This is a genomic window from Streptomyces vinaceus (genome assembly GCF_008704935.1).
GTDB lineage: Bacteria > Actinomycetota > Actinomycetes > Streptomycetales > Streptomycetaceae > Streptomyces > Streptomyces vinaceus.
Window position 1 is genome coordinate 1,032,611 of sequence record NZ_CP023692.1, and the last position, 18,315, is coordinate 1,050,925.

Consider the following 18,315-nt stretch of genomic DNA (forward strand, 5'->3'; position numbering starts at 1 on the left):
ATGGGCACCGCCACACGCGTACCGCCGCTCGGCGAGGTCGAGGCTGCGGAGGCCGCATCACGCGCGGAGGGCGACGGGCTCTCCGGCGAGGAGGCCTGGGCCGCGCTGCGCCGCCACGGCGGCTGGAACCTCGTACGGGACTCCTTCGTCCGGTTCCGGTACGCCGACGGGTTCAGCCACTCCCGGGCCCTGGCCCTCCAGACGGTCCTGGCGATCCTGCCGCTCGCCATCGCACTCATCGGGCTGTCCGGAGTGCTCCACACCGAAGACGTCGGGCACATGGCCGAGCTGACGATCCGCCGGCTCGTCGCGGGTCCCAGCCAGGAAGTCGTGGACGACGCCCTGCGCGAGAGCCACCGCCGGGCCGGGGAGGGCGGCGAGGCGGCCCTCTGGATCGGTCTGCTGTTCTCGGTCGCCAACGTCACCACCGGCATGTGCCAGGTGGAGCGCGGCGCCAACCGCATCTACGGCGTGGAGCGCGACCGCCCGTTCCTGCAGAAGTACACCCGCGGGCTGGTCATGGCACTGCTGGCCGGGCTGCCCCTCGGGCTCGCCTTCTCGGTCACCGTACTCGGTTCGGATCTGGGCGTGGCCATGACGGAGACCTACCGTCTCGGCCCGGCCGCCCACCGGGTGTGGGAGGTCCTGCGCTGGCCCGCCGGGACCCTGCTGGCCGTGGCCGCCACCAGCGCCGTCTTCCGCCTCTCCCCCCGGCGCACGCAGCCGGGGTACACCTGGCTGGCCTTCGGCGCCGGCGTCTACCTGGTGCTGTGGCTCGGCGCGACGTGGGGACTGAGCCTGTACGTGGCGGCGAGCGGTTCCTTCACCACCGTGTACGGTCCGCTCAGCGCGTTCATGTCGCTGCTGTTGTGGTCGTACCTGACCTCGCTCGCCCTCTTCCTGGGGCTGTCGTTCGCCGCGCAGTTGGAGGCCGTACGGGCGGGGGTGGCCCACCCGGTCACGAAGGACCCCGGCGTATGACCCGCCGGAGCGGGTCCGACGCGCGGTTCGGGGCGCGGCTGGCGGTCACCTCCGCCGCCACCGCCCTCGCGGCCGTGCCCTTCTCCCTCGCGCTGGTGCTGGTGGAGTCGCAGTGGGCCCCGCTGCACCGCCTCGACCAGGGCGCCGCCGAGCGGCTGCACCGCTTCGTACTCGGCCACCCCGCCTGGCTGCGGGTGCTGGAGTTCCTCACGCAGGTCGTCTGGGGTCCGCTGACCATGCGTCTGCTGGTCGCCGCGGTGGTGGTGTGGCTGCTGTGGCGGCGGGCACTGCGGCTGGCCGTGTGGGCCGCCTGCACCGCGACCGTCGGTGGGCTCGTGGGCCTGCTGGTGAAGAACGCGGTCGAGCGCGCCCGGCCGCACCTGCCCGAACCCGTCGCCCACGCGCCCGGGTTCTCCTTTCCCTCCGGGCACGCCATGACGGCCACCACGTCCTGCGCGGTGCTGCTGCTGGTGCTGCTCCCGTTGGTCCCCAGGGCCTGGCGGCCGCTGCCGTGGGCCCTCGCGGCGGTCTCGGTGGTCGGCGTCGGCTGCACGCGGGTCGCGCTCGGCGTGCACTGGGTCAGCGACGTGGTCGGGGGCTGGCTGCTCGGCCTCGCGGTGGTCACCGCCACCGCCTTCGCCTTCGAGGCGTGGCGCGCCGATATCGGCCGGCCCCGCACCACGCCCGCCCAGGGCCTGGAGCCCGAGATCGTGAAGGCCGGTCCCGAACCCCCGGCGGACGTGACGCGGCGCTGACGCCCGCCGGGGTGCGGGGCCGCCGGGTCAGCCGACCTGGATCCCGATGACGCAGGTGTCGTCGTCCGTGTCGGAGCGGCTCTCGGCGAGGAGGCGGTCCAGGCGGTGGTCCAGGTCGCCGGCCCCGGTGGCCGCCGCGCGCACGAGGTGGGCCAGGGAGTCCTCCACCGCGGCGTCCCGCCGCTCCACGAGTCCGTCCGTGAACATCAGCAGGGTGTCGTCCGGTTCCAGCCGGACCTCCCGTTCGACGTACGTGACGTCGGGCAGCGCTCCGAGGAGCAGGCCCTCGATGAGCGGGAAGGCCTCGGGTTCGCCGCCGCGGACCAGCACGGGCGGCAGGTGCCCGGCCCGCGCCCAGCGCATCACCCGGGTACGGGGGTCGAAGAGCCCGCAGACCGCGGTGGCCGTCACGTGCTTCGCCAGGTGGTGGGTGACCGTGTTGAGCCAGGACAGCAGTTGGGCGGGGCCCGCGCCGGTCACGGCCAGGCCGCGCAGGGCGTTGCGCAGGACGACCATGCCGGTGGCGGCCTCGATGCCGTGCCCGGCGACGTCCCCCACGGAGAGCATGATCAGCCCGGAGGGCAGGACCACGGTGTCGTACCAGTCGCCGCCGACCAGCGACTCGGACTCCGCGGGCCGGTAGCGGACCGCCACGCGCAGGCCGGGGGCTTCTACGGCGGGCGGGGTGGGGGGCATGATGGCGTGCTGGAGCTGGAGGGCGAGGCGGTTGCGTTCGGCGGACTCGGCCGCGGTGTGGGCGAGCTGGTCCCGGGTCGCGGCCAGGGCGACCTCGGTCCAGTGCTGGGCGGAGACGTCCTGGTAGGCGCCGCGTACGGCGTGCAGGCGCCGGTCGGCGTCGAGGACGGGCTCGGCGACGACGCGGATGTGGCGGGTGATCCCGTCGGACCTGCGCAGGCGCAGGTGGACCGAGGCGGGGCGGCGGTAGCGCAGCACGGCCCGCAGGAAGCGGCCCAGGGTCTCGGAGTCGTCGGGGTGGGCGTAGTCGGGCAGTTCGCGCAGCGGTACGGGCGGGGCGCCGACCGGCAGACCGTGCAGCGCGTACAGCTGGGCGTTCCAGGTGATCTCGCCGGTGAGGAGGTTCTCCTCGAATCCGCCGATCCGGCCCAGGCGCTGGGCGTGCTGGAGGAGGTCGGCCAGTCGTGCCGTCTCGTCCTCGACCCGCCAGATGAGCAGGACGGCCGCGCCGTGCCGGCTGACGCTGATGTCCGCGACCGAGGTCAGGGGGATCTGGTCGACGAGCGCGGTCAGGCTCATGCGTTCGGCCCTGAAGGGTTCACCCGTGGCGTGCACGCGCTCGACGATGTCGAAGAGCCCGCTCTCGCCGGCGGCCATGGGATAGGCCTCCAGGAGCAGGGCGCCGTTCACGTCGGCGCGCTGTCGTCCGGCGGGGTCGACGAAGCGGCTGCTGACGTGGCGGATGCGGAAGTCGGTCAGCCGTCCCTCGGGATCGAGCACGGGGGTGAGGATGACGGCGGGGTCGTGCAGTCCCTCGGCGAGGTCGGTCAGCTCCGAGACGTCCGGCAGCACCGCTTCGGGGAGGTCGGGGTCGACGGGCGGTGAGGCGTCCATGGCGCGGGCGCAGAGTTCGGCGAGGGCCTCGACCTGGCGCTCGATCTGCGGGGGCTGTGGCGCGAGGGGCCCGGGCCAGCAGATTTCGAGGACGCCGTGGATGCGGCCGCCGGTCCCGGCCGGCGCGGCCATCCGTCCGCCGTCGGGCCAGTGCAGGTGCGCGATCGAGGGCAGGCCTTCGCGTTGCAGGCGGGCCAGGGTGACCAGGCGGCGCTCGCGCAGCGCGAGGCGGGCGACGGTGGAGACGCCCGGGGGTACGTGGCGCCAGCGCGCGGCCTCGCCGGGCGGGAACCCGGCGTACCCGGCGAGGGTCAGGGAGCCGTCGGGCGCCGCGGTCCACAGGGCGACGGCGACCGCTCCCAGGGGTTCGAGGGCGTTGGTCAGGAGGGATTCGGCCATGGCCTGGGTGTCGTCGGCGGCGGCCAGCATCCCGCTCTCGGCGGTGCGCAGCCGCACCGCCACCCTGGTGGACGGCTCGGCCGGGCCGAGCGTGCCGGTGCGCTCGACGAACTCGGCGGCTACCTCGCTGACGTGGTCGCGGGCGGCCTGGTTGACGATGTCCGCGGCCAGGTCGAGCGTGGGGAGCCCGGTCTCGCGCGACAGTTCCTCCAGTTGCCGGGCCGCCGCGGCCGGGGTGCAGCTCAGCTGTCCGATGAGGATGCCCTTGGCCAGTTCGACCAGGGCCCTGCCGTCCGCGGCCGCGTGCGCCGCCCGCACCTCGCCGCGCAGGCGTTCGACGGTGGCGACGAGGCGTCCCAGGGGGGTGGTGGCCTGGTGCGGGATCGCCGTGGGGCAGGGGTCCGCGGGGAGCGCTTCCGGAGCCCGCGCATCGCCGTGCCACTGGGTGTCGGAGGCGTTCACGGTGTTTTCCGGCTCCTTGCTGGGACGGATCCTGGTCTGCGGGGCGGAGGTCATCTCGTGAGCCAGTGGCGGACGCGGGCGATGAGGTCGTCGGCGTCCACCGGCTTGGTGACGTAGTCGCTGGCCCCCGCCGCGAGGCTCTTCTCCCGGTCGCCGGGCATCGCCTTGGCGGTGACGGCGATGATCGGCAGGTCGGCGTGGGCCGGCATCCGCCGGATCTCCGCGGTCGCCGCGTACCCGTCCAGTTCCGGCATCATCACGTCCATCAGGATGAGGTCGACGCCCTCGTTGCGGGTGAGCGTTTCGATGCCCTTGCGCCCGTCCTCCGCGTGGAGCACGCGGATGCCGTGCAGTTCGAGCACCCCGCTGAGGGCGTACAGGTTGCGCGCGTCGTCGTCGACGACGAGGACGGTGCGTCCGGCCAGGCCGTCGTCGAGCACGTGGGCGGGGGCGTGCGCCCGTTCGGTGCCCGCGTGGACGAAGGGCAGTACGTCCCCCGGCTGGTCCGCGGTCAGGTGCAGCACGATGCGTTCGCGGAGCTCGTCCAGGCTGGACAGCAGCTCCAGACGGCGCGAGGCGGCCCGTTCCCGCAGCGCCGTCTCCTGGCCCGTGTTCAGGCGGGGGTTGTTGTGAGCGAGGACGGGGAGCGAGGCGAGCGCGGGGTCTCCGTCGAGGGCGTCGAGGAAGCGCAGGGCCTCGCCGTCGGGCATGTCGAGTTCGAGGACGACGCAGTGGAAGGAGTCCGACGCGAGGGCGGCCGCGGCCTCCCGCGAGCTGGTGACGCCGACGACCTGGATGCCGCCGAGTTCCCCGGCCGGCCGGTGGCGGGGGGCGAAGTCCCGGTCGGCGCTCTCGGCGACGAGGGAGAGCAGGCCGCCCTGGCGTTCCTCGATCACCAGCAGCCGGCGGGCCTGGCGCTGCGCGGGAATGACCGGCGTACCCGGGTGGCCCGCTTCGGCGGCTCCTGCCGCGCCGTGGGGGGCGGGCGCCGGTACCTCGGGGAGCGGGTCCTTCTCGTACTCCGCCCACCTGACCGGCAGGTAGAGGGTGAAGGTGCTGCCCTGTCCCGGTGTGCTCTCCGCGGTGACGGCGCCCCCGAGGAGCTGGGCGATCTCGCGGCTGATGGAGAGGCCGAGGCCGGTGCCGCCGTACTTGCGGCTGGTGGTGCCGTCGGCCTGCTGGAAGGCGCCGAAGACGGAGGCCAGCTGCCGCTCGGGGATGCCGATGCCCGTGTCCCGTACCCGGAAGGCCACCACGGGTCCGCGGCCGGGCACCCCGGCGGGTACCTCGGTCGCCGCCGCCGGTTCGATCCGGAGCTCGACGCCGCCGCGCTCGGTGAACTTGACCGCGTTGGACAGCAGGTTGCGCAGGACCTGCCGCAGCCGTGAGTCGTCGGTGTGCAGGGCGTGCGGGGCGTCGGGGGCGGTGGTGACGGTGAAGTCGAGGCTCTTCTGCGTGGTCATCGGCCGGAAGGTGGCGTCGACGTACTCCAGCAGCTGCGGCAGCGACACCGCCTCGGGGTTGATGTCCATCTTGCCGGCCTCGACCTTCGACAGGTCGAGGATGTCGTTGATCAGCTGGAGCAGGTCGGAACCCGCCGAGTGGATGACGCCCGCGTACTCGACCTGCTTCGGGGAGAGGTTGCGGGTGGGGTTCTGGGCGAGCAGCTGGGCGAGGATGAGGAGGCTGTTGAGCGGGGTGCGCAGCTCGTGGCTCATGTTGGCGAGGAACTCGGACTTGTACTTGGAGGCCAGCGACAACTGCTGCGCCCTGTCCTCCAGTTCCTGCCGCGCCTGCTCGATCTCCAGGTTCTTGGCCTCGATGTCGCGGTTCTGGCTGGCGAGGAGGGCCGCCTTCTCCTCCAGCTCCGCGTTGGAGCGCTGGAGTTCCTCCTGCTGGACCTGGAGTTCCGCCGATCGCGCCTGCAGTTCGCCGGTGAGCCGCTGGGACTCGCCGAGGAGCTCGTCGGTGCGGGCGTTGGCGACGATCGTGTTGACGTTGACGCCGATGGTCTCCAGCAACTGGCCCAGGAAGTCCCGGTGTACGGGGGTGAAGGCGGTGAAGGAGGCGAGCTCGATCACGCCGAGGACCTGGTCGTCCACCACGATCGGCAGGATGATCAGGCTGCCCGGGGTGGTGCGGCCCAGCCCCGAGGAGATGACGTAGTCGCCGGGCACCTGGTCCGTGGCGATGATGCGGTGGCTGCGCGCGGCCTGTCCGACGAGGGACTCGCCGAGGGCGAAGCGGACGCCCTCGCCGGTGCCGGCGGGGCGGCCGTAGGAGCCGACCAGGGTGAGCACGGTGCCGCTCGGGCCGTCCTCGGCGAGGTAGAAGGCGCCGTACTGGGCGGCGACCAGCGGTGTCAGCTCGTCCATGACGAGGGCGGCGACGACGGACAGGTCGCGGTGGCCCTGCATCAGGCCCGAGATCCGGGCCAGGTTGGACTTGAGCCAGTCCTGTTCCTGGTTGGCCCGGGTGGTCTCGCGCAGCGAGCCGACCATCGAGTTGATGTTGTCCTTGAGTTCGGCGACCTCGCCGGAGGCGTCGACGGTGATCGAGCGGGTCAGGTCGCCCTCGGCGACCGCGCTGGCGACCTCGGCGATGGCCCGTACCTGGCGGGTGAGGTTCCCGGCCAGTTCGTTGACGTTCTGGGTCAGGCGCTTCCAGGTGCCGGAGACGCCCTCCACCTCGGCCTGGCCGCCGAGCCGGCCCTCGCTGCCCACCTCGCGGGCCACGCGCGTGACCTCGGCGGCGAAGGCGGAGAGCTGGTCGACCATCGTGTTGATGGTCTCCTTCAGCTCAAGGATCTCCCCCCGCGCGTCCACCCGGATCTTCTGCGTCAGGTCGCCCTGGGCCACCGCGGTGGTGACCTGGGCGATCGAGCGGACCTGTGCGGTCAGGTTGTCGGCCATGACGTTGACCGATTCGGTGAGGTCCTTCCACGTACCGGAGACGCCCTTGACGTCCGCCTGGCCGCCGAGCCGGCCCTCGGTGCCCACCTCGCGGGCCACCCGCGTGACCTCCCCGGCGAAGGCGGAGAGCTGGTCGACCATCGTGTTGATGGTCTCCTTCAGCTCAAGGATCTCCCCGCGCGCGGTGACGGTGATCTTCTGCGAGAGGTCGCCCTCGGCCACCGCGGTCGCGACCTGGGCGATGGAGCGCACCTGGTCGGTGAGGTTTCCGGCCATGAAGTTGACCGAATCCGTGAGGTCCAGCCAGGCACCGCCGACTCCGGGTACGTCGGCCTGGCCGCCCAGGGTCCCTTCGGTTCCCACCTCGCGGGCCACGCGCGTCACCTCGGAGGTCACCAGCGACAACTGGTCGGCCATCCCGTTGAAGACCGTGGCGATCTCACCGAGGAGCCCGTCCGAGGTGTCGGGCAGCCGGGTACGGAAATCCCCGTCCCGTACGGCCGTCAGGCCGGCCAGCAGCCTGCGCAGTTCCGCCTCGCCGATCCCGGTTCCGTCCGCGGTATCCGGTGAACCGCCCAGTGGCTCCGGGCCCGTCCGCTCAGCCATCCGTCAACCCCTCGCCAAACGACCCGGTCGACGAAGGTTAACGCCGACCGGAAGGACCTTATGGCACGACGGATCACTCTGAAGCAGCGCTTCCGCACACTGCCGCGGCAGGCCGCGGGTGCGGCGGCGGGTGGCGGGTAGACGAATCGGTGACGAAGGACACTACAGAAGAAATGGGGTGACGGCGTTGTCGGTCAAGGTCGTGGGATGGGCAGGCTCGTTTCCGGTGTCCAGGGGCGTACGGGCGGCGCGGCAGTGGACCGCCGCGCACCTGGCGTCGCTGTCGTGGGACGACTCGGCCGCGGACACGGTGGACTCCGTCCTGCTCAGCGTCTCCGAACTCGTCACCAACGCCCATCTGCACGCGGCCGCCACCGCCCACCTCGTGCTCACCTGGGACGGCCGGTGCCTCCACGTGAGCGTCGCCGACGCCGATCCGCGGCTGCCCGGCCCGCGGCGGGCGGACGCCGACGCCGGCGCCACCTCCGGCCGGGGACTGGGCATCGTCACCGCTCTGGCGGACTCGTGGGACATCCACGCGTGCCACGGCGGCAAGGCGATCACGGCCTGCTTCCGCCCCTACGCCGGATCCGGTCCGCCCGGCGGCCGGGCCGGGCCGTGCCGGTCATGACCCGGCGACGGCGTCCTCGACGGCGGGGAACACGGACAGCACCGTATCGGCGCCCGTCAGGGCGAACAGGCGCTGGAGCTGCTCCCCCGGCGCGGCGATCCGCAGGGTGGTCAGCTGGTGCGTCCGCAGCAGCAGGTTCAGGAACGACGAGTCGCCGAACGTGACGGCGCTCGCGTCCAGCACCACCAGCGGGTGCTGCTCGGCGGCGGCGGCCAGGGCCTCCTCCAGAGGGGCCAGCGTGTCCTGGTCGAGCTCGCCGTGAGCGGCCACCACCCATCCGGCCCCGGCCGGGTAACCGTCCCCGACCACGCCTTCGCGGTGCGTGTCTCCTGCTCCGGTCATGTCCGCCTCCCCGGATCGCTGCCTGTACGGTCTCCGCAAGGGAGTATGCCTGCCCGTCGTCCGTACGGAAGCGCCGGGGACCGCGGCACACCGCGGCAGGCGGCCGATACGGCCGCTCGGGCGGGCATCCGGAAAAAGATTTCGCGCAGGCTGTGTAGGAACGAAAAGCCGGGGCATGAGCGCCCGGGCAGCCGTCAGTCAATCGGGAGGGAACGGCCACATGTCTCGCTCGGCCACCGTCGCAGGCCCCATTCGTGCAACAGACGTGCAGATCGCGCCCTCTGTACCCGTCGACAGGCCCGCGGGAGCACCCGCGCGGGAGGCGGCACTGCCCGAGGTGAAGAACCCCCGGGAAATGGCACCCTCCGACGCACGCGAACTCTCGCGGCTCTTCTTCGGGCAGCTCCGCTCCCTGGAAGAGGGCACGCGCGAGTACCAGTACGCCCGCAACACCCTGATCGAGATGAACCTCTCCCTCGTGCAGTTCGCCGCGCGGCGCTTCCGCGCCCGGGTGCAGGGCGGGGGCCTGGACATCGAGGACATCATCCAGGTGGGCACGATCGGCCTGATCAAGGCCATCGACCGCTACGACCCCGAGCGCGAGGTCGAGTTCTCCACGCTCGCCCTCCCGTACATCACCGGTGAGATCAAGCGCTTCTTCCGCGACACCACCTGGGCCGTGCACGTACCGCGCCGCCTCCAGGAGCTGCGTACGGAGCTCGCCAAGGCACAGGAGTCCCTGACCGACGTCCTGGGTCGCGCGCCCACGGTCAAGGAGGTCGCCCACCACCTCGAACTGACCGAGGAAGAGGTCATCGACGGTCTGGTCGCCGCGAACGGCTACACCAGCGGCTCCCTGGACACCGCCGGAGCCGACGGGGACGAGCCGGCGGGCTCGGCGAGCCGCACCACGCGCCCCCTGGCGGAGCGTCTCGGTGACGTCGACCCCGCCATGGAACTCTTCGAGGACTTCCACACCCTCGCCCCGCTGCTGGAGGAGCTGGACGAACGCGATCGCCTGATCCTGCAGATGCGCTTCGGTCAGGAGAAGACCCAGGCCGAGATCGGCGCCGAGCTGGGCATCTCGCAGATGCAGGTCTCGCGCCTGCTCTCGCGGACGCTGGCCCGGCTGCGCGCCGGAATGCTCTCGGTGTAGGCAGCGCCATGCCGCTCACGGCGCAGCCGCTGCGTGACCGTCCCGGCGCCCTGCTGCGCGGCAGCTGCGACCTCGACACCCGGCCCTTCCTGTCCGCGGCGCTCGGCGTCGTCGTCCGGATCCCCGGACCGGTCGTCCACCTCGACCTGTCCGGGGTGGCCTTCCTCGATGCCGCCGCCGTCGCCGCCCTGGTGCAGGCGAACGCCACCGTGACGGGACAGGGCCGTCGTCTCCTGCTCCACCACCCGCCATACTCGCTCCGCAAGGTAGTGGAGATGTTCCCGGACGAATGTGCCGCGCTGGAGGTCGCAGCATGATGAACGTATCTGCGTCGACCGCGCCCGGGGACTTCGTCCACCCCGCCCTCTTCTACCAGGGCGAGGCGGAGTACCTGGAGGGTGTGGGCGGGTTCGTACGCGCCGCCCTCGCGGCCGACGAGCCGGTGCTCGTCGCCGTCCCCGGCGCACGGCTGGACGCCCTGCGCGAGAGCCTCGACGCCCCGGAGGCCGAGGTCACGTGGACCGACATGACGCGCCTGGGCCGCAACCCCGGGCGCATCCTGGCCGCCCTGCAGGAGTTCGCCGACCGGCACGCGGGCCGCCGCCCGGCCCGGATCGTGGGCGAGCCGATCTGGCCCGGCCGCTCGCGGGCGGAGGTCCTGGAAGCCACGCGGCACGAGGCCCTCATCAACACCGCCTTCGCGGGACGGCCCGCCACCATCCTGTGCCCGTACGACGTGCTGGGCCTGCCGGCCGCGGTGGTCTCCGACGCCCGGCGCACCCATCCGACCGTGATCGCGGAGGGCAAGACCCTGCTCAGCCCGGAGTACACCGACGCCGCGGTGGTCTGCGCGGACTGCGACGACCCGCTGCCCGAGCCCGAGGGCGGTGTGCCCCCTTTCGCGTACGCCTCCGGGGAGCTGGGCGAGGTACGGGCGCACACCGAGGCCTGGGCCCGGGGCACGGCGCTGGGCACGGCCCGGCGCGGCGATCTGGTCCTCGCGGTCAGCGAGGCCGCGGCCAACTCCCTCGCCCACGGCGGCGGGAGCGGCTCCCTGCGGCTGTGGAACACCCCGGGCGGCGGTGTCGTCGCCGAGGTCCGCGACGGCGGCCACCTGGCCGACCCGCTCCAGGGGCGCCGCCGGCCCTCCCTGGTCTCGGTCGACGGAGGCCGCGGCCTGTGGATGATCCATCAGCTCTGCGACCTGGTCGAGATCCGTTCCTCGGAAAGCGGCCTCATCCTGCGGATGCACATGGCATGTTCCTGAGACCGCAGCTTCCCCTAAACTGTCACGGGCCTGCCCGGGGGACCGGCGCGGGGACCGATCGGTGCCACAGGGGTTCCGACGGGCAAAGAGACCAGTGTCGACGGTGGGGGTGAGGTAGCACAGTGGAAACCATCGGACCGGGTACCGGCGATCCGCTGCCCGCCGGGCCCTCCGCCGTGGTGCAGCGCCGCCGCCTCGCCCTGTCCGGCGTCCGCGGCCACGTCGCCAAGGGCCGCGACTTCGCCCGCCAGGCCCTGCGGGACTGGGGCTGGGACGGCACCGAGACCTCCGAGGACGCCCTGCTCCTCGTCTCCGAGCTGCTGACCAACGCGTCCCTGCACGCCGGTGGCTGCGTCGAGCTCGTCGTCTGCGCCGGTGACGTCCTGCGGATCGAGGTGTTCGACGGCTCGACGTCGCTCCCCCGCCGCAACCCGTCCCCGCAGCGCGGGGTCCCCGGCGGACACGGCCTCAACATCGTGGAGCGCCTCTCCGATCGCTGGGGCACCCACACCCACGAGCACGGCAAGGCCGTCTGGGTGGAGATCGAGACCTCGCGGCTGACCTCGGGCAGGCCGACCGGCCGCTGACCCGGCCGGTTCGGCCCCGTGTCGGCGTACGAGGCGTCGTTCCGGGAGACCGGGGCAAGCGCGCGGTATGACATCGAATGCGCTCACCTCCCTGGCCCTGACGCCCGCGCCCGGTCCCGCCTGGGTCCACCTGATCGTCATCGCCTTCGCCCTCCTGGTCCTCGTCCGCACCCTCGCCCGCCACCGGTAGGCCCTCCCGCTTCCGGGCTGGCCGGGCCTCCACGGGGTAAGCGCGGAGCATGGAAACCTCTTCGGATCGGCCGGGCGGCACGCGGCGCCCGTGGTGGGGACGGATCGCGGCCTCCGTGGCCGTGGTCGCGGTGCTGATCGCGCTCGTGGCGCGCTTCGGCCTGGTACCGGGATTCGACGGCCTCTTCGGTGAGCAGACCCGGGACCGCTCCGGCCCCGCTCTGCTCAAGTCCATCCAGGACATGGACCGTTACGAGGCCGCCGTGGGCAACTTCCAGGTGGTCGTGGACCTGGAGAAGGACGCGGCGTTCCTGCCGGACGCCATCCGCGGAACGCGCACCCTGTACGTGGGGGCCGGCACAGTCGGCGGCTACGTGGAGCTGGGCGGACTCGGCGAAGGCAGCGTCTCCGTGAACGACGACCGCACCAAGGCCTCGCTCCGGCTGCCGCACGCGGTGCTCGGCTCGGCCGCCCTCGACCCCGACCGCTCGTACGCGGTGTCCAAGCAGCGGGGCCTGCTCGACCGGATCGGCGATCTGTTCTCCGACAACCCGGCCGGCGAGCAGGCCGTGCAGAAGCTGGCCGCGCAGCACATCGGCGAGGCCGCCCGCGACAGCGGTCTCGCCGAACGCGCCGAGAAGAACACCACGGCGATGCTGGAGGGGCTGCTGCGTTCCCTCGGCTTCCGTGAGGTGACCGTCTCCTACGGGTGAGGGGTGCGGCCCGGCCCGTCGTGCGGGGAGGGCCCCAGCAGCAGACGGGGCAGGGCGCCGGGGTGCTTCTCCGAGAGCCAGGCGACGAGCTGTTCCCGTACGGCGCAGCGCACCGTCCACAGGTCGTCGGCGTCCTTGGCCGTGACGATCGCGCGGACGACCATGGTGGAGGGCGTCGTCTCCGTGACGGCGACGTCCCAGCCGCGGCCGTCCCACTGCGGGCACTGGTGCAGGATCTCGTGCACCTTGTCGCGGATGAGGTCCACGGGAGCGCTGTGGTCGCAGTGGAGGAAGACGGTGCCGGTCATCTGGACTCCGCCGCGGGACCAGTTCTCGAACGGGCGGGTGGTGAAGTACGAGACCGGCATCGTGATGCGGCGCTCGTCCCAGGTCCGTACGGCGAGGAAGGTGAGGGTGATCTCCTCCACCACTCCCCACTCGCCGGCGACGACGACCGTGTCGCCGATGCGCACCATGTCACCGAAGGCGATCTGGAACCCGGCGAACAGGTTTCCGAGCGTGGACTGGGCCGCGACGCCGGCCACGATGCCGATGATCCCGGCGGAGGCCAGCACGGAGGTGCCGAGGGCGCGGAAGCCGGGGAAGGTCAGGAGCATCGCCGCGGCCGCGACGACGGTGACGACCGCGGTCAGGACCCGCGTGATCAAGGTGACCTGGGTACGGACCCGGCGGAGCCTGGCGGGGTCGCGGGTGCCGGCCGCGTAGCGGGCGTATCCGGACTCCACGGCGGCCGAGGCCACGAGCACCGTCAGCCAGGCTCCGGCGCCGATCAGCACGAGCGAGAGGGTCCGGCCGACGGCCACCTCGTGCTCCCGCAGCGGCCGCCAGGCGGTCTGCCGGTACGCCGCCCTGAGCAGGGCGGCGAACAGCACGATCTGCAGGGCGTGGCGGCAGCGGCGCAGCGCGTTCCACAGGGGCGTTTCCGGGTGGCGCGCGTCGGCTCGGCGCAGCAGCAGGTCGGTGGCCCATCCGGCCGCGAGGGTGAGGAGGGCCGAGCCTCCCAGGACGATCAGCAAACGCAGGGCGTGGTTCATGTCTCCTCGACGGGTGTAGGCGGCATGGACTTCTCCGCGCATGCCCGGACGAGGAGCGCCGACACGGCGAACCTGCGGCGCGGCCCGGATCGTCCGGTGTCCGCGGCCCGGATCGTCCGGTCGCCGCGGCCCGGATCGTCTAGTGGCCGCGGCCGGTGAGGAAGTCCCGTGCGCGGTCGACCAGTCCCGTGCCGGCGGAGAGCAGCCTGTGGTGCGGCTGCGCCGGGAGGGCGCCCGGGTGGGGGCGGGTCGGGGCGAACTTCTTGGCCCGGCGCACCCGGGCACCCAGCACATCGAGCTCCTGCGGGGTGCACGCCTGGCGCAGCCGGGGGAACAGGTTCTCCTCCTCGTCGTACACGTGGGCGGTGACCTCGGCCTTCAGGACGGCGAGCAGCTGGTCGAACTCGGGCGCCGAGGCGTCCAGCCCCTCCAGGTCCTTCAGCAGCTTCTCGACGCGCGCGTGGTCGGCGAGTTCCTTGTCCGCGATGAGGTCGCCGTCCGGGAAGTACTCCCGGATCGCCGGGTAGAGGTGTTCCTCCTCCGCCACCGAGTGACGGACCAGTTCGATGGTGAGCTGCTCGGCGGCCTTCTGCCGTTCGCCCGCCGGGGTGGTGTGCTCGATCCGGTCGAACAGCCCGTCCACCTCGCGGTGGTCGACGGTCAGTTCGGTGATGATGTCCCCTGCGTGTCCCATGCTGTTGCTCCTTTCCGGTCGCCGCGCGCGTACCCGCGATCACGCGGCGCTAACGGGAGCACGGGCGGCCCGCGGCGGCCGGCGCATGGTGCGCCCGGGGGCGGGTAGCCGGGCCCTGAACGGTACGCAGGCGGCGACCGGCACCGTGCGGTGCCGGGCCGCCGACGCCACGGAAGGGGTGCATGTGTCACACGTCGAGGAGTACGTAGAGGTCAACGTCCCCGTGCGGACGGCATACAACCAGTGGACGCAGTTCGAGGACTTCCCCGCCTTCATGGAAGGGGTCGAGCGCATCGACCAGCGCACGGACACACTGACCCACTGGGTCACGAACGTCAACGGCGTGCAGCGCGAGTTCGACGCGCAGATCACCGAGCAGCTCCCGGACCGGCGCGTCGCGTGGATGACGGTGGACGGGGAGGCGCGCCAGGCCGGTCTGGTCACTTTCCAGCCGATCGACGCGACCACCACCAAGGTCGTCCTGCACATGAACTGGGTGCCCGACGGCCTGGCGGAGACGGCCGCCGACAAGCTGGGCTTCGTCAAGCGCCAGGTGGCCGGCGATCTGAAGCGGTTCAAACTGTTCATCGAGTCGCGCGGCGTGGAAACGGGCGCCTGGCGGGGCGAGGTCTGAGCGCGATGAGACGCGGGGGCGGTGGCAGGGGTGTCCGGGCCGCGTCGCGCGGCGGCGGGTTGCGGGAGGTCACGGCGCGTTGCGGGCTGGTGACGCGCGGGGTGCTGTACGCGCTGGTCGGGTTGCTGGCCCTGCGCGTGGCCTTCGGTGACAACGGGGGTGAGGAGGCCGACCGCGAGGGCGCCCTCCGGGAACTGGTCGGCAAGCCCTACGGCGGCGTCCTGGTCTGGGCCGTCGGCGTCGGGCTCGTCTGCATGATGCTGTGGCGCCTGTCGGAGTCGGTGTTCGGCGCGGCCGGGCCGGACGGCCGCAAGCCCGGAAAACGGCTGGCCTCGGCCGGCCGCGCGGTCTTCTACGCCGTGGCCGCCTTCTCCGTCCTGTCCTTCGCCGCGGGCGGCGGCGGGCACTCCGGGGACCAGCAGTCCCGCGAGGTGACCGCCAGGGCGCTGGGGCTGCCGGCCGGCCAGTGGCTGGTGGGTGCGGCAGGGCTGGGGATCGCCGTCGCGGGCGTGGTCATCGCGGTGCAGGCGGCGCGGCGGTCCTTCCGCAAGCACCTGGCGATGGGCGGGGTGCCGGACTGGGGGCGCAGGGGCGTCGACTTCCTCGGGGTCGTCGGCGGCCTGGCCCGGGGCGCCGTGTTCGCGGCGGCCGGCTCGTTCGCCGTGTACGCCGCGGTGCGCTACGACCCGGCGCAGGCGAAGGGCGTCGACGACACCCTGAGGTCGTTCGCCGGGACCGCGGCGGGGCCGTGGCTGCTGGTCGCCGTGGCCGTCGGCCTGATGCTCTTCGGCGTGTTCTCGTGGGCGATGGCCCGGTGGCGAGAGGTCTGAGACGGCGACCGTGGCATCTCGGCCAACTTGCCCGTACGCCCCTGCACGCCCCCCGCAGTGACGTTCCATCAGCCCTGTATGGGGGCACCCGTGGTGCCGTTGGTACGTCTACCGAGGAGCGCACACGATGACGAAGGTCCTCGTCCTGCACAGCGTCAGCCTGGTCAGGTCGGCCCTGGCCGCACTTCTGAGATCCGAGGGGCCGTTCGACGTCACGTCGGCGGGGTGGCGGTCCGCGGCCCGCCAGAGCGAGTCGTTACGACCAGACGTGACGGTCGTCGACCTCGACTGTCCGGGGGCGACGGCCGTCTTCTCCTGCGACAAGCGCGCGGACCACCAGGTCCTCGCACCCCCGGCCCCGGTCCTGGTGCTCGCCTCGACCGGCGCGCCCGGGCTGCTGCACCGCGCGTTCCGCGCCGAGGCGCGCGGCTACGTCGACAAGGACGGCTCGCCGGGGCGGCTCGTACGGGCGGTCCGGAAGGTCGCCGCGGGGGAACGCTTCATCGACGCCTCGCTGGCCTCCGCGTTCATGGAGGCCGACCCCGTGCCCCTGAGCCCGCGGGAGCTGAGCGTGCTGACCCGGGCTGCGGAAGGCGATTCGATCGCCGAGATCGCCCGTACGCTGCACCTGGCGAGCGGGACGGTACGCAACTACATGGCCGCGGCGACCCGTAAGACCGGTGCGCGCAACCTCATCGACGCGATCCGGATATCCCGGCGGGCCGGCTGGGTCTGATCCGCGGGCGGCGCGCGGTCACTCGTCGGGCGCCCGGTGCCACCTCCCCACCAGATCGCGGTACAAGGCTGACCTGGCGGGGAGTTCTTCATGTGTGCCGCAGACGGCGCGGGTCCCGTCGAGGACGAGGACCCGGTCCGCCCGGGCCGCGGACGAGACGCGGTGGGCCACGACGACGAGGGTGCCGCCGCGCTCCGCGAGGGCCCGTTCCGCACGCTCCTCGGCCGCCGGGTCCAGGTGGCAGGTCGCCTCGTCGAGCAGCAGCAGCGGAGCGGGCGAGAGGTAGGCGGCGGCGAGCGCGAGCTGCTGGCTCTCGCCCCGGGACAGCAGCCGGGGTGACACCTCGGCGTCCAGGCCGCCGAGCTTCGCCACCAGATCGTCCAGCCCGAGGGCGCCGACGGCTCGCCGTACGTCCGCGTCGCCCGGCCCGGGGGCGCCCGGGGCCGCGGCGAGGTGGGTCAGGTTCTCCCGTACGGTGCCGGTGAACACGTAGGCCTGCTGCGGCAGCAGGGTCCGCCGGGGGTCCGGGCCGGCGGCGCCCCTCGGCGGCTCACGGCGGGCGGCCTCCCCGGCGACGAGGACCGATCCGGCGTCGGGCGCCAGCATTCCGGCGAGCAGCGCGGTGAGCGTGGACTTGCCGATTCCGCTCGGTCCGACCACCGCCAGGTGCTCCCCCGGGCGCACCACCAGGTCGAGGTCGTCGAGTACGGGAGCCGCGCCGGGGCCGTAGGCGAAGGTGACGCCCCGGAGCTCGGCGGCGGCGCCGGTCCGCGGCCGGAGCGGCGGGGGCCGGTCCGGTGTCACGGGGCCGTGGCCGGCCGGGTCCGGCGCCACCGGAGCGGCGAAGCGTTCGAGGACCACGAGCAGCCGGGTTCCGGCGGAACCCAGCGCGGTCATCAGGGAGTTGAGGGCGGGCAGCAGGGACTGCACCAGGTACGTGAGGCCGCCGGCCAGCGTTCCGGCGGTGATCCCGCGGCCCAGCAGCCAGGGCGTCGCCGCGAGCAGTGCGACGACGGGCAGCCGGCCGGCCGTGCCCAGGGCCAGGGTGCGCAGGGCCGCCCAGCCCGCGAGGGTGCGTGCCAGCCGCTCCTGGGCGGCGATCAGGGGCTCCACCCGGGCTTGAGCTGCGGCCCGTCCGCCGCAGGCCGCGATGTCGCGCAGGCCCCCGGCCAGCGTCCCCACCCGGTCGGCCAGCGCCTCGTCGGTGTCCAGGGACCGGCGCTGTACGGCGGCCAGGGGGCGCAGCGTGGCCAGGAAGGCCGCCAGGCCCAGCAGCAGGGGCGGCAGGACGACCAGCAGCAGCACGGGCGCGAGGGCGGCCATCCCGGCGAGGGCCCCCACGGCGGTGAACACGAACGAACGCGCCGTCAGGACCAGCCCCGCGAAGGAGTCCCGGGCCATCTCCGTCTGCTGGGTCAGCCGGGACACGGCGCCGGTGTCGCCGGCGGCCGCGGGGTCGGCGACCGCCCGGTCCAGCGCCTGCCGCACCGCCCGCCGGACCAGTCCGTCCCGCAGCGGTTCCACGAGGTCCGCGAGGGCGGCGAACACACCGCGCAGTGCGAACCCGCCGAGCAGCGCTCCGGCTCCGGCCGCGGCCAGCCAGCCGAGACCGGCGGCGGTGCGGCCGGCGAGGAACCCGTCGTCGAGGGCGCGGGCCACGCCGTAGCCGCCGAGGAAGGTGTGCGCGGACTCCAGGAGCGACCATGCCGCGAGCCGGCCGACGGCCCCTTTGCGGCCGCGCAGGAACCGCCGGCCCTCGGGGCCACCCGGGCCCAG

18 protein-coding genes are annotated in these 18,315 nt (G+C 73.2%); 12 read left to right on the plus strand and 6 right to left on the minus strand.

Going from position 1 to position 18,315, the window contains the following annotated elements; all coding sequences use genetic code 11:
* On the plus strand, positions 1–981 hold the full coding sequence (locus tag CP980_RS04645) for a YihY/virulence factor BrkB family protein (RefSeq protein WP_132754254.1): 981 nt from the start codon (positions 1–3) through the stop codon (positions 979–981).
* On the plus strand, positions 978–1,736 hold the full coding sequence (locus CP980_RS04650) for a phosphatase PAP2 family protein (RefSeq protein ID WP_132754256.1): 759 nt from the start codon (positions 978–980) through the stop codon (positions 1,734–1,736). Before CP980_RS04645 ends, CP980_RS04650 begins: the two co-directional genes overlap by 4 nt.
* Positions 1,737–1,763: 27 nt before the next feature.
* Here the strand turns inward: CP980_RS04650 and CP980_RS04655 are convergent, their stop codons facing one another.
* Positions 1,764–4,241 (minus strand): SpoIIE family protein phosphatase, encoded by a 2,478-nt coding sequence (locus CP980_RS04655; protein ID WP_150492709.1) that lies wholly within the window; start codon positions 4,239–4,241, stop codon positions 1,764–1,766.
* Entirely contained in the window at positions 4,238–7,705 is a 3,468-nt protein-coding gene (locus tag CP980_RS04660; protein WP_150492710.1) for a HAMP domain-containing protein, read from the minus strand. The genes CP980_RS04655 and CP980_RS04660 overlap by 4 nt, the downstream gene beginning before the upstream one ends.
* A 226-nt stretch (positions 7,706–7,931) precedes the next feature.
* Between CP980_RS04660 and CP980_RS04665 the strand changes: the two genes are divergently transcribed.
* Entirely contained in the window at positions 7,932–8,336 is a 405-nt protein-coding gene (locus CP980_RS04665; protein ID WP_229906844.1) for an ATP-binding protein, read from the plus strand.
* On the opposite strand, the gene CP980_RS04670 is transcribed toward CP980_RS04665, so the two are convergent.
* Positions 8,331–8,678, minus strand: coding sequence for an STAS domain-containing protein (locus CP980_RS04670; protein ID WP_150492711.1), 348 nt, complete (start codon positions 8,676–8,678; stop codon positions 8,331–8,333). The genes CP980_RS04665 and CP980_RS04670 overlap by 6 nt on opposite strands.
* Positions 8,679–9,033: 355 nt before the next feature.
* Between CP980_RS04670 and CP980_RS04675 the strand changes: the two genes are divergently transcribed.
* The 6 genes from CP980_RS04675 to CP980_RS04695 all read left to right on the plus strand — a co-directional run bounded on the left by CP980_RS04675 (position 9,034) and on the right by CP980_RS04695 (position 12,590).
* A complete protein-coding gene (locus CP980_RS04675; protein ID WP_373312781.1) occupies positions 9,034–9,834 on the plus strand; it encodes a SigB/SigF/SigG family RNA polymerase sigma factor in 801 nt (266 codons plus the stop codon).
* 8 nt (positions 9,835–9,842) lie between these two features.
* A complete protein-coding gene (locus tag CP980_RS04680) occupies positions 9,843–10,151 on the plus strand; it encodes an STAS domain-containing protein (RefSeq protein ID WP_132754268.1) in 309 nt (102 codons plus the stop codon).
* Positions 10,148–11,101 carry a sensor histidine kinase gene (locus tag CP980_RS04685; RefSeq protein ID WP_229906843.1) on the plus strand — a complete coding sequence of 318 codons (954 nt, stop codon included), beginning with the start codon at positions 10,148–10,150 and terminating at the stop codon, positions 11,099–11,101. Before CP980_RS04680 ends, CP980_RS04685 begins: the two co-directional genes overlap by 4 nt.
* Positions 11,102–11,223: 122 nt before the next feature.
* Entirely contained in the window at positions 11,224–11,688 is a 465-nt protein-coding gene (locus CP980_RS04690) for an ATP-binding protein (protein WP_132754270.1), read from the plus strand.
* A gap of 67 nt (positions 11,689–11,755) precedes the next feature.
* A complete protein-coding gene (locus CP980_RS36330) occupies positions 11,756–11,878 on the plus strand; it encodes a hypothetical protein (RefSeq protein ID WP_260145957.1) in 123 nt (40 codons plus the stop codon).
* A 49-nt stretch (positions 11,879–11,927) separates the two neighbouring features.
* Positions 11,928–12,590, plus strand: a complete 663-nt coding sequence (locus CP980_RS04695; protein WP_132754272.1) for a DUF4230 domain-containing protein — start codon at positions 11,928–11,930, stop codon at positions 12,588–12,590.
* Here CP980_RS04695 and CP980_RS04700 read toward each other — a convergent pair.
* Positions 12,581–13,645 carry a mechanosensitive ion channel family protein gene (locus tag CP980_RS04700; RefSeq protein ID WP_132754274.1) on the minus strand — a complete coding sequence of 355 codons (1,065 nt, stop codon included), beginning with the start codon at positions 13,643–13,645 and terminating at the stop codon, positions 12,581–12,583. The genes CP980_RS04695 and CP980_RS04700 overlap by 10 nt on opposite strands.
* 139 nt (positions 13,646–13,784) lie before the next feature.
* A complete protein-coding gene (locus CP980_RS04705; RefSeq protein WP_150492713.1) occupies positions 13,785–14,339 on the minus strand; it encodes a hemerythrin domain-containing protein in 555 nt (184 codons plus the stop codon).
* A 184-nt stretch (positions 14,340–14,523) separates the two neighbouring features.
* Between CP980_RS04705 and CP980_RS04710 the strand changes: the two genes are divergently transcribed.
* From CP980_RS04710 to CP980_RS04720, 3 genes are all read left to right on the plus strand, one after another.
* Positions 14,524–14,973, plus strand: coding sequence for an SRPBCC family protein (locus CP980_RS04710; RefSeq protein ID WP_099895251.1), 450 nt, complete (start codon positions 14,524–14,526; stop codon positions 14,971–14,973).
* A gap of 5 nt (positions 14,974–14,978) precedes the next feature.
* Positions 14,979–15,803, plus strand: a complete 825-nt coding sequence (locus CP980_RS04715; protein WP_132754278.1) for a DUF1206 domain-containing protein — start codon at positions 14,979–14,981, stop codon at positions 15,801–15,803.
* Positions 15,804–15,930: 127 nt separating this feature from the next.
* Positions 15,931–16,539, plus strand: coding sequence for a response regulator transcription factor (locus tag CP980_RS04720; RefSeq protein WP_099888523.1), 609 nt, complete (start codon positions 15,931–15,933; stop codon positions 16,537–16,539).
* Positions 16,540–16,557: 18 nt separating this feature from the next.
* Here the strand turns inward: CP980_RS04720 and CP980_RS04725 are convergent, their stop codons facing one another.
* Positions 16,558–18,315: an ATP-binding cassette domain-containing protein gene (locus tag CP980_RS04725; RefSeq protein ID WP_150492714.1), complete on the minus strand. Its 1,758-nt coding sequence runs from the start codon at positions 18,313–18,315 to the stop codon at positions 16,558–16,560.

Coding starts and splice junctions, on each gene's coding strand:
- CP980_RS36330 (WP_260145957.1), top strand. CDS start 11,756: ATGACATCGAATGCGCTCACCTCCCTGGCCCTGACGCCCGCGCCCGGT.
- CP980_RS04695 (WP_132754272.1), top strand. CDS start 11,928: ATGGAAACCTCTTCGGATCGGCCGGGCGGCACGCGGCGCCCGTGGTGG.
- CP980_RS04660 (WP_150492710.1), bottom strand. CDS start 7,705: ATGGCTGAGCGGACGGGCCCGGAGCCACTGGGCGGTTCACCGGATACC.
- CP980_RS04700 (WP_132754274.1), bottom strand. CDS start 13,645: ATGAACCACGCCCTGCGTTTGCTGATCGTCCTGGGAGGCTCGGCCCTC.
- CP980_RS04675 (WP_373312781.1), top strand. CDS start 9,034: ATGGCACCCTCCGACGCACGCGAACTCTCGCGGCTCTTCTTCGGGCAG.
- CP980_RS04680 (WP_132754268.1), top strand. CDS start 9,843: ATGCCGCTCACGGCGCAGCCGCTGCGTGACCGTCCCGGCGCCCTGCTG.
- CP980_RS04655 (WP_150492709.1), bottom strand. CDS start 4,241: ATGACCTCCGCCCCGCAGACCAGGATCCGTCCCAGCAAGGAGCCGGAA.
- CP980_RS04705 (WP_150492713.1), bottom strand. CDS start 14,339: ATGGGACACGCAGGGGACATCATCACCGAACTGACCGTCGACCACCGC.
- CP980_RS04650 (WP_132754256.1), top strand. CDS start 978: ATGACCCGCCGGAGCGGGTCCGACGCGCGGTTCGGGGCGCGGCTGGCG.
- CP980_RS04645 (WP_132754254.1), top strand. CDS start 1: ATGGGCACCGCCACACGCGTACCGCCGCTCGGCGAGGTCGAGGCTGCG.
- CP980_RS04715 (WP_132754278.1), top strand. CDS start 14,979: ATGAGACGCGGGGGCGGTGGCAGGGGTGTCCGGGCCGCGTCGCGCGGC.
- CP980_RS04720 (WP_099888523.1), top strand. CDS start 15,931: ATGACGAAGGTCCTCGTCCTGCACAGCGTCAGCCTGGTCAGGTCGGCC.
- CP980_RS04670 (WP_150492711.1), bottom strand. CDS start 8,678: ATGACCGGAGCAGGAGACACGCACCGCGAAGGCGTGGTCGGGGACGGT.
- CP980_RS04685 (WP_229906843.1), top strand. CDS start 10,148: ATGATGAACGTATCTGCGTCGACCGCGCCCGGGGACTTCGTCCACCCC.